11 protein-coding genes are annotated in these 12,678 nt (G+C 44.0%); all 11 read left to right on the top strand.

Annotated elements, in window-relative coordinates; translation table 11 throughout:
- Positions 1-2: 2 nt before the first annotated feature.
- The 11 genes from dapG (at position 3) to EYS13_RS05045 (ending at position 12,674) form a co-directional block, all read left to right on the top strand.
- Positions 3-1,226: an aspartate kinase gene (dapG, locus tag EYS13_RS05095; RefSeq protein ID WP_227766561.1), complete on the top strand. Its 1,224-nt coding sequence runs from the start codon at positions 3-5 to the stop codon at positions 1,224-1,226.
- A 19-nt stretch (positions 1,227-1,245) separates the two neighbouring features.
- Positions 1,246-2,139, top strand: a complete 894-nt coding sequence (gene dapA / locus EYS13_RS05090) for a 4-hydroxy-tetrahydrodipicolinate synthase (protein WP_227766559.1) — start codon at positions 1,246-1,248, stop codon at positions 2,137-2,139.
- Between the two features lie 326 nt (positions 2,140-2,465).
- Positions 2,466-4,130 (top strand): ribonuclease J, encoded by a 1,665-nt coding sequence (locus EYS13_RS05085; protein WP_227766557.1) that lies wholly within the window; start codon positions 2,466-2,468, stop codon positions 4,128-4,130.
- Between the two features lie 117 nt (positions 4,131-4,247).
- Positions 4,248-5,000, top strand: coding sequence for an ATP-dependent Clp protease proteolytic subunit (locus EYS13_RS05080; RefSeq protein WP_227766555.1), 753 nt, complete (start codon positions 4,248-4,250; stop codon positions 4,998-5,000).
- A gap of 1 nt (position 5,001) precedes the next feature.
- A complete protein-coding gene (locus EYS13_RS05075) occupies positions 5,002-5,241 on the top strand; it encodes a YlzJ-like family protein (protein ID WP_227766553.1) in 240 nt (79 codons plus the stop codon).
- A 272-nt stretch (positions 5,242-5,513) separates the two neighbouring features.
- Positions 5,514-7,796, top strand: coding sequence for an FtsK/SpoIIIE family DNA translocase (locus tag EYS13_RS05070; RefSeq protein ID WP_227766551.1), 2,283 nt, complete (start codon positions 5,514-5,516; stop codon positions 7,794-7,796).
- A gap of 125 nt (positions 7,797-7,921) precedes the next feature.
- Positions 7,922-8,974: a tRNA 2-selenouridine(34) synthase MnmH gene (gene mnmH, locus EYS13_RS05065; protein WP_227766549.1), complete on the top strand. Its 1,053-nt coding sequence runs from the start codon at positions 7,922-7,924 to the stop codon at positions 8,972-8,974.
- An 8-nt stretch (positions 8,975-8,982) separates the two neighbouring features.
- A complete protein-coding gene (locus EYS13_RS05060; protein ID WP_227766546.1) occupies positions 8,983-9,786 on the top strand; it encodes a helix-turn-helix domain-containing protein in 804 nt (267 codons plus the stop codon).
- A 222-nt stretch (positions 9,787-10,008) separates the two neighbouring features.
- Positions 10,009-11,343 (top strand): 30S ribosomal protein S12 methylthiotransferase RimO, encoded by a 1,335-nt coding sequence (gene rimO, locus EYS13_RS05055; protein ID WP_227766544.1) that lies wholly within the window; start codon positions 10,009-10,011, stop codon positions 11,341-11,343.
- Positions 11,340-11,882: a CDP-diacylglycerol--glycerol-3-phosphate 3-phosphatidyltransferase gene (pgsA, locus tag EYS13_RS05050; protein WP_227766543.1), complete on the top strand. Its 543-nt coding sequence runs from the start codon at positions 11,340-11,342 to the stop codon at positions 11,880-11,882. The genes rimO and pgsA overlap by 4 nt, the downstream gene beginning before the upstream one ends.
- 252 nt (positions 11,883-12,134) lie before the next feature.
- Entirely contained in the window at positions 12,135-12,674 is a 540-nt protein-coding gene (locus tag EYS13_RS05045) for a hypothetical protein (protein ID WP_227766540.1), read from the top strand.
- Positions 12,675-12,678: the final 4 nt, after the last annotated feature.

Raw genomic sequence — 12,678 nt, 5'->3', positions numbered from 1 at the left:
CGATGAGAATTTTAGTGCAGAAATACGGTGGCTCATCGGTAGCAACGGAAGAAGCGCGCCAGCAGGTTGCTGCAAAAATTATTGCGGCCAAACAAGAGGGGTATAGCCTGGTAGTTGTTGTTTCTGCCATAGGCAGACAAGGCGCCCCTTACGCTACAGATACTTTGATCTCGCTGGCTACCAAAAGTAACCCCGAATTAAGCCAAAGGGAATTGGATCTTGTGATGTCTTGCGGAGAGATTATTTCCGGTGTTATCTTGGCAGGAACATTGCAGGGTATGGGCTATAAGTCTGTTTGTTTTACGGGCGCACAGGCGGGCATAATTACCGATAATCAGTACGGGGATGCCAGGGTTGTTAAGATTGACACCAAGCGGATTGTAAACGCCCTGAAAGATGATTACATAGTGATTGTAACAGGCTTTCAAGGAGTTACTGCCGATGGTGAAATCACCACTTTAGGACGGGGCGGGAGCGATACTACTGCTTCTGCTTTGGGTGTGGCCCTAGATGCCGAAGCTATCGAGATTTACACAGACGTTGACGGAGTGAAAACGGCGGATCCCAGGATAGTTGCGGAGGCAAAGACACTAACTCAAGTGACCTATAATGAAATCTGCCATCTTGCTTATGAGGGCGCCAAGGTAATTCATCCCAGAGCGGTTGAAATTGCAGCACAAAAAAATATCCCTCTAAAAGTGAAATGTACTTTTAATGAAGCACCAGGCACTTTGGTGACAAATGCCAGGCATACTTTAGAACAAGACCCTCCCCTGCTAAATGATCGACCGGTCACCGGCATTACTCAAATTACTAACATCACCCAGATAAAAGTTATTCTTACAGGGGCCGATGGTATGCAAAGTGCGGCAAAGGTTTTCCGGTCATTGGCAGACGCCGGCATAAGTGTGGATTTTATTAATGTTCATCCCAAAGAGCTGATCTTTACGGTGAAAGAAAGTGTGGCTGCAAAAGCACAAAATATTTTAACGAAACTTGGATTTAATGTGGAACTGAGACCGGGCTGCGCCAAAGTTTCGGTTGTGGGAGCAGGGATGACTGGATTGCCAGGCGTGATGGCGAGTATTGTTGAAGCTTTGGCTGAGGAAAAAATTGAAATACTGCAGTCTGCAGATTCGTATACTACAATTTGGTGCTTGGTCGAGCAAAAATCAATGGAAAAGGCAGTTCGTGCACTCCATAATAAATTTAAACTTAACGAATAAATAAGTGAGGTGGATGATTTTGCAAAATAATTTCGGACGTGTATTAACCGCAATGGTTACCCCTTTTACTCCCGAAGACAAGCTGGATTTGGAAGGAGCAAGGAAACTCGCCAGCTACTTGGTCGCCAATGGCAGTGATGGTTTAGTGGTTGCGGGAACAACGGGTGAAAGTCCTACTCTGAGCAAAGAGGAAAAATTGGAATTGTTTCAAGCTGTAAAGGAAGCTGTAGGGCCGAATATTCCGGTTTTGGCAGGAACAGGTTCTTACAGCACTGAAGACAGCATTAAGCAATCCCAAGCGGCAGAGCAAGCAGGAGTGGACGGATTACTTGTGGTTGCTCCGTATTACAATAAGCCGACTCAAGACGGGCTTTACCAGCATTTTAAAAGCATTGCCGAGAATACCGCCTTACCGATAATGCTTTACAATATTCCTTCCCGCACAGGCAGAAATATGTTGCCTGTTACTGTGGCTAAACTAGCAGAGCTTGATAATATTTTAGCCATCAAAGAATCGACCGGCGATATGGAGCAAATGACAGAACTGCGGAGACTAACGCCGGATGACTTTTTAATCTATAGCGGTGATGATACTATGACTTTGCCGATGCTAGCATTGGGAGGTTACGGTGTTGTTAGTGTTGCTTCCCATTTGGTAGGCAGCCGCATTAAAGCTATGACTGAAGCTTTTATCAATGGCAATACTGCAGAAGCACTGCAAATACATCTGGAATTATTTCCGCTGTTTAAAACCATGTTTATTACTACTAATCCGATTCCAGTTAAAACTGCCATGGCATTAATGGGACACAAGGTCGGGGGATTTAGATTGCCTTTGGTTGGGGCAACGGCGGAGGAAGAAAAAATCATTGCAGCTACTTTACAAAAATACGGGTTGCTGAAGAGCGTTTAAAGAAACGCTCTTTTTTAGCAAATCAGAACGTTTATTGACTTTCTGATTTGCATAAGTGCAACTAGGGCTTCCGCCGGCGCTTATAAGCTTGGCGTAAGCCCAGTTTTCTTTATATTGTATTTTATGAACAACGGCATGCAATACTAGTAGAAGATAACTTGTGCAGGCAAATCTTATCAAGTATAATCATGGGTAGGGATAACTGAACGGCTGACGGGCGCCTTGTGGTGCTTGCGATGAAGCGCTAGGCGCTTATTTTTCTTGTCCTTTTTTGTTCGTGTATTTTTTCTTTTTTAGTTTTTAGGTGTTAAACTGGAGGTGCTTAAATGGCGGAAAACAACAAGTTGGTTTTGATTCCCCTGGGAGGACTGGGGGAAATCGGCAAAAATATGATGCTGGTCAAGTACGGTAATAATATCTTAGTGATTGACTCTGGCTTGATATTTCCGGAAGATGAAATGTTAGGCATTGATATAGTGATCCCTGATATCAGTTACCTGCTGGAAAATCGGCAAATGGTCAAGGCTATTCTTTTAACACATGGACATGAGGACCATATTGGAGCACTGCCTTACGTGTTAAAAGAACTCAATGTACCTGTTTATGGCACGAAACTCACTTTAGGACTGTTACAAGGGAAATTGAAAGAACATAATTTGTTGAGCAGTGTCAAACTGAATTGCGTTAAACCAAGGGATACTTTAAAAATTGGTCCTTTTGAGGTCGAGTTCATCAGAGTAAGCCACAGTATTCCCGATGCAGTTGCTATTGCTGTTCACACCCCTATTGGTACAGTTGTACATACAGGGGATTTTAAATTAGATCAAACACCTGTGGACGGCGATGTGATGGACTTTTACAAATTTGCCCAGTTGGGTGAGAAGGGGGTTTTAGTACTTCTTTCGGATAGTACAAATGTGGAGAGGCCCGGGTTTACCATGTCAGAAAAAGTGGTGGGGCAAACGTTAGATGAAGCTTTTCATCAGGCTACTGAACGAATTATAATTGCCAGCTTTGCTTCAAATGTGCACCGCTTACAGCAGATTATAAGTGCTGCTCATAAATACGGGCGTAAAGTAGCTGTGGTGGGCCGAAGCATGGTAAATGTGGTGAACGTGGCTACTGAACTGGGATACCTGCATGCCCCTAAAGGAATTCTGGTTGAGGTGGATGAGATACTTAATCTACCCAAAGACAAAGTGGTGATTATTACTACCGGCAGCCAGGGGGAACCTATGTCAGCCTTAACCAGAATGGCAATGTCGGACCATCGCAAACTGGAGATTATTCCCGGCGATACGGTCATTATCTCCGCCACGCCCATTCCAGGAAACGAAAAACTAGTAGCCAGAACTGTGGACCACTTGTTTAAACAAGGTGCTCAAGTCATTCATGAAGCAGTGTCAGGAATTCATGTTTCCGGTCACGCTAGCCAGGAAGACTTAAAAATGATGCTTAACCTCGTTAAACCGAAATTCTTTGTCCCCGTTCACGGAGAACATAGAATGTTGGTAAAACATGCCCGTTTAGCACAGGAGGTAGGTATTCCGGAAAACAATATTTTTGTTGCTGAAAACGGGCAGGTGCTGGAATTTACCAAGAATAAAGGCACTTTTGCCGGCAGGGTTACCGCAGGCAGAGTTTTAGTGGATGGTTTAGGGGTAGGAGACGTAGGCAATATTGTGTTAAGGGACCGCAAGCAGCTTTCTCAAGACGGCATTCTGATTGTGGTTGTTACCTTAAATAAAGATACAGGTGCTGTGGTAGCCGGTCCCGATATAGTTTCCAGGGGTTTTGTTTACGTGCGGGAATCGGAGGAATTAATGGAAGAAGCAAAGGAGAAGGTCCGCCAGTCTCTGGATAAATGCGCTGAAAGACAAGTAAGTGAGTGGTCAACGATAAAGTCAAATGTAAGAGACACCTTAGGTAAATTCCTTTATGAAAAGACACGCAGAAGGCCAATGATTTTGCCTATTATCATGGAAGTTTGATTTTCTAATAAGGCTGCTGAAAACTGGCTAGCAGTTTTCAGCAGCTTTTTTGCGTGTATTTTTTTGCAGATCGGCAATACTAAACAAGAATACTTTGCAAAAGGAGAATAGCTGCCGATGGAAAAAATTCCATTCGATCCTCAATCCCCGGAGACTGCCCCAAACCCTGATACGCCGAAAAAAGTTGTTAAAAAAGCCTCAAAAAAAACTGAGTCGATTAAGGAGTTTGGCCAGCTTGATTTACCGGATGTACAGAGCAACATCCACTGCGTAACCATTGTGGGGCAAATAGAAGGGCATTTAACAATGCCTCCACAGAATAAAACAACTAAATATGAGCACATTATACCTCAGCTTGTTGCTTTGGAACAAAGCCCGCAAATCGAAGGAATCCTGGTAATTTTAAATACAGTAGGGGGAGACGTGGAAGCGGGACTGGCAATTGCTGAAATGCTCACCAGCATGACAAAACCAACTGTATCCTTAGTGCTGGGAGGTGGGCACAGTATAGGTGTGCCTATAGCTGTAGCCAGCGATTACTCATTTATTGCAGAGACTGCCACTATGACTATTCATCCCATTCGTTTAACCGGACTGGTGATTGGAGTTCCCCAAACTTATGAATATCTTGATAAAATGCAGGATAGAGTTATTAATTTTGTCACCAGGCATTCGAACGTTACTGAGGAAAAATTTAGAGAGTTGATGTTTCGCACAGGCGAGTTAGCCAGGGACATAGGTACAGTTTTAGTGGGAAGAGATGCGGTGAAGATTGGACTAATCAACGAAGTTGGCGGAATTGGTCAAGCCGTAAAGAAGCTCAAGGCCCTGATTGAGGAGCACAAAGTCAAACCTAAGGGAGTGCATTAAGATGCTGCTTTATACTCCTTTGCCTCTGGAATTGGTACTAGAAGGTTACGATCATTACAGGTGCTACAAGGAAATTGAATTTGCCGGCGTGAAGCTTCAGGTGGAGCAGTTGGAGTCAGGTCGGGGAAAAATTACCAGAATTTTGAGTACTAACCCTAAGGACTTTTTAAACCCCTTATTCCAGCCAGGGAATATAGTTTCTTTTGATGTACCGCAGATTCAAACAAATTCTCTTCAATAAGCTACTGCTCAAGCAGTAGTTTTTTCATGTACAGAAAGAATATTAAAAAAAAGCTGTGCAGGTTTACCCGGACAAGGAGAGTTCAGGGGGCTCTTGTTTTTAGCCTTATTTGGTTTAGCCCCTTGGAGATTTTTATGTTATAATTAGACAGTATGTAAAAATTGCCAATTCAACTCAAACTTCCTGCAAAAATAAATATGTTTTTTAGGTTCTTCTACACACCAAAGGAATTTAGCCAGGCGTGTAGAATTGTTCCAACGAGGTGATCAACAGTGGCCAGGGCTATAAAGGAAACAAAGCATGAACTAAAGTATGAAATAACAGGGATTCTGCTACTAGCTTTTGCCATATTGAGCATAGTCAGTATTTACGCTGTTGAAAGCAATGCTGTGCCCCAAGGCAGTCAAGCAATAGGGCCTATAGGAAATTTTCTGGTTCGGATCTTGAATGGTTTATTTGGGAAAGGCAAGTATCTGTTTGCTGCCCTGCTGGGATGGCATGCTGTAAGAATGATCAAAGCAAAAAACACGGTGCCTTTTAGTGTTCGCTCTCTGGGTATTGTGCTCCTGTTTGGGGCTGTTTTGACATTTTTACATTTAAAATACTTGATTTTGGGGGATGTAAAATCCATTATTAAGACATCCCTGGATGGCTTGGGTGGGGGATTAACTGGAGCTGTCCTGGCCATAATTTTAAATGCTGGCTTTGGTAAAATAGGAAGCTATATTATGCTTATTACCGTTAGCTTAATCGGCGTTTTGCTCATTACGGGTGTATCCTTTTCGGCCCTGTTAGGGAGCATAGGCGGTAGGCTTAAAATATTTTACCTGGAATTACGTCGGCAAATTACGGAATTCCTGTTTATAACTATAGAAGCAGAAGAGGAAGAAAAAAGGACAGACAAAAAGACGGAAATTCCTGTGAACTTTAGTTCCGAACCGCAGCGCATCCTGGAAAAAAATGAAGTACAACCTCATTGCGGTGAGGAGCCGCCGCTGATTATTTTGCCTGAACCGAAAAAAAAGAGCCAACATTTGAAAAAAGCAACAGCAAATGATGAATTGGGGAGAGACGACTTTCAGCCTCAGAAGAACGATAACAATCCTGCAGACAACAGTCAGTACATACTGCCCCCGTTAAATTTGTTGCAGGTCCCCAGTCATTCCAAAAATGCCAGGGGAAACAAGGAGATTACGGAGACAGTAAAACTGCTGGAAGACACTCTGGAGAGTTTCGGGGTTAAGGTAAAGGTAACTCAGGTCAGCTGCGGACCAGCCATAACCAGGTACGAAGCACAACCTGCACCTGGAGTTAAAGTAAGTAAAATTGTGAGCTTAGCTGATGATATCGCGTTAAGTTTAGCTGCACCTCATGTGAGAATTGAGGCCCCTATTCCGGGTAAAGCGGCGGTTGGAATTGAAGTGCCCAATAAAGAAGTGGCTTTGGTCCGCTTCAGGGAGGTATTGGAAACGGCAGAGTTCAACACTGCCCCTTCGCTCTTGACAGTTGCCTTTGGAAAAGATATAGCCGGTAATCCCATAGTGGCCGATCTGGCAAAAATGCCCCATCTACTGATTGCTGGAGCCACTGGTTCCGGGAAAAGCGTTTGTATGAATGCCCTGATCTGCAGTTTGTTATTTAAAGCTAAACCAAATGAGCTGAAATTTTTGATGATTGACCCTAAAATGGTGGAATTGACCACCTATAACGGTATTCCTCATTTAATAGCGCCAGTAGTCACTGACGCCAAAAAATCGGCTACCGCGTTACGCTGGATGGTCAATGAAATGGAAAACAGGTATGCTTTATTTGCCGCCAGCGGTGTTAAAGATATTTACCGTTACAACAAATTAAAACAAAAGGAGAATCCGGCAGCTCCCGTACCAGCCCTGCCATTCATCGTAGTATTGATTGACGAACTGGCAGATTTGATGATGGTTGCCCCCGCTGATGTGGAGGACGCCATTTGCCGTTTGGCACAAATGGCCAGAGCCGCCGGCATTCATTTGGTTGTTGCAACCCAGCGTCCATCGGTTGATGTGATTACCGGTGTGATCAAAGCAAATATACCAAGCCGTGTAGCTTTTGCTGTTTCCTCGCAAACCGATTCCAGGACTATTTTGGATATGGGAGGAGCAGAAAAGCTCTTAGGCAGGGGAGATATGCTTTTTTACCCGGTTGGGATGAGCAAACCAATCCGCGTGCAGGGAGTCTATGTATCTGATAAAGAAGTAGACGAGATTGTACAATTTTTAAAGAGCCAAGGTGCTCCTGAGTATTTGCAGGGAGCTGCCATTCTGGAAAACTCCGAAGAGAAAAGCGCCGAGAATTTGGAAAACGATGAGCTGTTGCCGGAAGCAGCCAGGCTTCTCATTGAAAGCGGACAGGCCTCAATTTCCATGCTGCAGCGCCGTTTACGCATAGGGTATACCAGAGCTGCCAGACTTATCGACATCATGGAGGAACGCGGGATAGTTGGGAGTTTTGAAGGCAGCAAACCTAGGGCTGTGTTAATTAACTGGGATGATTATCAAAAAATGTTCGGGGAAATGTAAAATTCAGTCTTTGACTTTGGGGAAAATAGTTATAGCGGTTTGGAAAATAGTTGAATCAGTTTAACTTGGAAGGAAATCGGTTAAAGTTTGTCGAAGGAAACTTAAGCAGAAAAAGGTAGGTTTGCATGATTAAAAATATCGCAATAGATGAAGCTTTAGCTAAAGATAACGCAATTTTTATTGATGTGCGCTCGCCACAGGAATTTGCCGAGGACTCTTTGCCTTTTGCCTATAATATACCGCTTCTGGATGACGAGCAAAGATCCAGGGTAGGGATAACGTATAAACACCAAGGTTCGACAGAAGCCCGGCAACTCGGTATGGAATTAATTGCTGGTCAAATTCCCGAAAAGATTAAGAAAATTAAAGAACTTGCTCAAGGGAAAGAGCTTATTTTATATTGCTGGCGTGGAGGTATGCGCAGCAAAGCCATGTGCGAACTGCTGGATTTGGCAGGCATACCAAGTTACCGCCTAATCGGGGGATACAAAGCATTTCGTAAACATGTAAACGAATTTTTTTCCCGCACTGAACTAAGCCAACAATTTTTTGTTATTTATGGGTTAACCGGGGTTGGTAAAAGTGAAATTATCCAAAGACTGCAGAGGTTAAACGTAGCAGCAATAGATTTGGAAAAATTAGCCAACCATCGTGGCTCTGTGTTTGGTAGCGTGGGACTAGGAGATCAACCTAGTCAAAAGAAGTTCGAAACTGCATTATACACAGCTCTGCGAGCTTTCCGCAACGAGCAGGCTATTGTAGTCGAAGGGGAAAGCAGGAAAATCGGTAAGTTAACAATACCGGCCCTTTTCTTTGACGCTATGCAAAATGGTTATCGCATCCTGGTCTACGATAGCCTGCAGAATCGAATCAAACGAATTTGTCAGGAATACATGCAGGGGCCTGATCGAAATCTATTAGCGCTGGAAAAATCCCTAAGCTTTTTACAGCGGCGAATAGGTAAAGTAAAGGTGGAGAAGTTGACTGAGCAGCTAAGATCTGGAGAGTATATGCAAGTTGTAAAGGATCTGTTGGTAAATTATTATGACGTGCTTTATCGACACCCCGACCAGCCTTCTGCAGAATATGATTTGTCCGTGAATAGTGGCAATGTTGAACAAGCAGCGGAGGAAATTAGAAGGTTTATCCACTTAAAATCCCTTGGTAAAGGAGGTTAGCTCATGATATGGGGCGGATAGGTGAAACTTTAAAAGAAGCACGGGAGTCTAAAAATTTGACTTTACGGGACGCGGAAGCTGCAACCAAGATTAGGCTTAAATATTTGGAGGCGCTGGAAAATGAGGATTTCTCCGAGCTCCCGGGCAGGGTGTATATTATTGGTTTTTTAAAGAGTTATGCTAAGTTTCTCGAGCTGGAAGACCAGGCACTGGTTGAAGAATATAAGGCAACATATAGAAATGAAGAAACTGCTCAAACTCAAGCTCTGAAATCTGCCTTACCGAGGCAGGGAGAGACACCGCAAAATAAAAAACTTTTTAAATTGGCCGGGCTTGCTTTGATTGTTGCCTTGCTTTTTACCATCAATTTTATCTACCAGCACAACCGCAAGGATGTTGCAGGCGAAAAGAATATGCAGCCCCCTCCAGTGCTTGCGGAGCAAAAGGATGAAGATCCTGATTCGGAACCAGAGCCAAGCGTTTCCACACGAAGTGAGCCGGGAGATGTCCCGGAAACCGGCAATGCAAACAGCGATGATCTAGGACAAAGTCAAGGGGTAAAGGTTACGGTGCAGGTTTTGCCTGATGCAGGCCTTAAAAGCTGGATTAGGGTCATTGCCGACGGTAAACAAATCTTTAGTGGCATTTTACAGGCCGGGGAAAAGAGGGAATTTAACGGCGATAAACTGGTTGCCATTAAGTTTGGCAATGCTGGTGCAGTGAGGGTTACTGTGAACGGTCAGGATCAAGGCATCATCGGGCAAATGGACGATGTTGTGGATAAAGAATACAAAATTGAAGATTTCAATTAATCGGTTAATCACAACTACCTATGGTTATATGCTTGGCAAAGAGTAAAACCGCTCCACTTTCTGATTTACTTAAGAACAGCTAGGCTTACGCCAGCCCCGTAAAGGTTAGGCGCAAGCCGAATTTTCTTTAGTAATGAAAATGTTTGCCTGAACCAGGCAAATTTCATGTGCTTTTTATTCAGGACAATCAAGATAAGATAAAGGTAAAGTGAGGATACGTTAATGCCGGTAAAAGTCGCAGTAATCACTCGAGGTTGCGATAAAAACACAGTAGATTCAGAGAGCATGCTAGGACTATTGCAAGCAAATGGGTATGAACTTGTGGACGAGCCGTATCAAGCAGATGCCCTCATTGTCAATACTTGCGGTTTTATTGCGGCGGCTAAAGAAGAATCAATTAACACTATCTTAGAGGCAGCCCAGTTAAAAAAAATTAAGCCGGAATTGAAAATTATTGCTGCCGGGTGTATGGTGCAAAAATACTGTCAGGAGCTGGCAACAGAAATTCCCGAAATTGACGGTTTTCTGGGAAGCAACAATGTGCCAGGTTTATTGACCTTACTGGACAAAGTTTTATCCGGCGACCGGGTTACCAGATTAGAAAATGGTGTGGTAGACCCAGATCTATATATTCCAAGGATCAGTACCACCCCCCATTTCTATTCTTATTTAAAAATAGCCGAGGGCTGTGATAACAGGTGCTCCTATTGCGCCATTCCAGTGATGAGGGGAGACTACTCCAGCAGAAGCATACCTGTTTTGCTTAAAGAAGCTGCCTTCTTAGTTGAAAAAGGCGTTAAAGAGATTTCGTTAGTCGCCCAAGATATAACTCTGTACGGCAAAGATCTCTATGGCCGGGAAAGTTTGACAAAGCTCTTGCAGGAACTGGTTAAAATTGAAGGTTTGGAATGGGTGCGCTTACTGTACTGTTATCCAACCCATATTTCCGATGAACTGATTGATTTAATTGCCCGGGAGCGAAAAATCTGCAAGTATCTGGATATTCCCCTCCAGCACGCGGATCAAGAGATTCTCAATAAAATGGGACGGAAACAGAAGACTGAAAAAGTTGTTGAACTTATCCAGAAGCTGCGCAAAAAGATTCCGGATTTGGCTTTAAGGACAACTTTTATTGTTGGTTTCCCCGGCGAACGGGAACAGCATTTTGCTACTCTCCTGAAATTTATGAAGGAGGTAGAGTTTGACTGGGCTGGGGTATTTACCTATTCTCCAGAAGAGGGAACTCCTGCTGCCGAGTTTCCAGAACAGGTTCCTGAAGAAATTAAAGAAGAAAGGTATCACCGGGCTATGCTGCTCCAGAGAGAGATTACGTCCCGGAGAAACGTGCGCTGGCTAGGACAATCCCTGACGGTGCTGATAGAAAAAGCGGCAAAGGAACAAGGCAAAGGTATATATCAAGGTCGAACTCAGCATCAAGCCCCTGAAGTTGATGGAGTTGTGTTTTTCAAAGGATGCGATTTGAACCCGGGAGAGTTTGTGCCTGTTTCGGTCACAGGTGTGGAGGATTATGACTTATTAGGGGAGAGCAAAGCATGAATTTAGCTAACCAGTTAACCTTGGTGAGAATTATATTAGTGCCCTTATTTATGACCTTTTTGTTGGTAAGGATTCCATACGGGCAGTTTATAGCTGCCGGTATATTTATTTTAGCAGCCAGCACCGACGGGCTAGACGGTTATATTGCCAGAAGCCGCCAGCAAATTACTAATTTAGGCAAAATTATGGATCCGCTGGCCGATAAGCTGTTAATCTCATCGGCGCTGATTTCCCTGGTGGAACTGGATTTGGTTAGAGCCTGGGTAGCATTTGTAATTATTGCCAGGGAGTTTGCAGTGACCGGTTTACGGGCTGTGGCTGCAGCAGAAGGATTTGTCATTGCTGCCAGCCCTTTGGGCAAAGTTAAGACCGTGAGTCAGATAGTTGCTGTAGTAGTGCTGCTAATTAGAGGGTTGCCAATACCTTACCTGGAACTTTTAGGCCAGGTATCGTTGTATTTTGCTGTGGTGGTTACCATCTTGTCCGGAATTGACTATTTTTATAAGTCTAAAGGCTTACTGGAAATACAGGAAAAATAAGCGCGCATGCGCTTCAGATTGTAGAAAAAGCCCGCATGTATTATTTCGCTCTGGACAAGCTCCCACGCCGTTAACGGCGGCAGAGCCGCCGACGGCTGAGGGAAACCAGTCCCGCTCCATAATACATACGGGCTATGAGAGTTTGTCTACGGTCTGAAGCGCGCATGCGCTTTTTTTATTGCCACCCTTTTCATAAGGTTTACAGCTACCGTCTATGTTATAATTGCTTTTAGCATGAGAGGAGTGAGTGCTATGCGGGTAAAAGGACTTCGTCTACCCTTGATCTTATTAGCAGCCATTTTGACCTTTGGCATTTTGCTGGGGGGACAGTGGATTGTTCAAGAGTATTCGGTCCGGCGTCCTTTGGTAGAAGGGGTCACCCAAGTGCCAGGAGTGCAGGATGTTAAGGCCATTAAAGGAAAACAAGGCTTAATCTTGGAAATTAAGCTGGGGGCAGTCCACGATTTGGCCAAAACTTATCGTTTGCTGAAAGACTCAACCAATGTTCAAGATAGTTCTAGGCTGCAACTGCGCTTAGTGGACAAGCGCAACGACACGCTAACACAGCTTTGGAATAAAAGCCAGTTTGCCATTTACGAGGCATTGGCTAACGGGAACTTTACCGCCATGTCCCGGAATATTGAAAATATAATGAAAAATTCCGGTGCAGACAGCTGGAGAATAAGTATTGATGCAGAAAATATTTATCTGGAAATGCACCAAGGCTCGAACTATTTATATGAAATAGTTCCGCGGGAGCAAGCTCCCCCGGCAGGTGGAGGTGACAGGTAGAATG

Origin of the sequence: Zhaonella formicivorans (assembly GCF_004353525.1) — a bacterium.
GTDB classification, from domain to species: Bacteria; Bacillota; DUOV01; order DUOV01; family Zhaonellaceae; genus Zhaonella; species Zhaonella formicivorans.
The sequence above is the reverse complement of the archived record's forward strand: the minus strand, read 5'-3'. Positions and strand labels throughout refer to the sequence as shown.